Genomic DNA, 302 nt, shown 5'->3' with positions numbered 1-302 from the left:
AGATGATGCACGACCCGCTCGGCGCAGGCGATATGCATGGCCGTCGGATAGGTGTCGTTCGACGACTGGCTCATATTGACGTGGTCGTTCGGGTGCACCGGCTTCTTCGAGCCCATGACGCCGCCGAGCATCTCGATCGCCCGGTTGGAGATCACCTCGTTGGCGTTCATGTTGGACTGCGTGCCCGAGCCCGTCTGCCACACCACCAGCGGAAAATGCGCGTCGAGCTTGCCGTCGATGACTTCCTGCGCGGCCTCGACAATCGCCTTGCCGATCGCCGGATCGAGCCGCTTCATCTCCAT

The 302-nt window shown here is 62.6% G+C and carries 1 protein-coding gene; it reads right to left on the bottom strand.

From position 1 onward, the window contains the following. A partial coding sequence (locus EN851_RS35375; RefSeq protein WP_245520907.1) for a lyase family protein occupies nt 1-302 on the bottom strand: 302 nt, incomplete at both ends.

The sequence above is a fragment of the Mesorhizobium sp. M8A.F.Ca.ET.208.01.1.1 genome (assembly GCF_004791315.1).
Classification (GTDB): Bacteria; Pseudomonadota; Alphaproteobacteria; order Rhizobiales; family Rhizobiaceae; genus Mesorhizobium.
The sequence above is the reverse complement of the archived record's forward strand: the minus strand, read 5'-3'. Positions and strand labels throughout refer to the sequence as shown.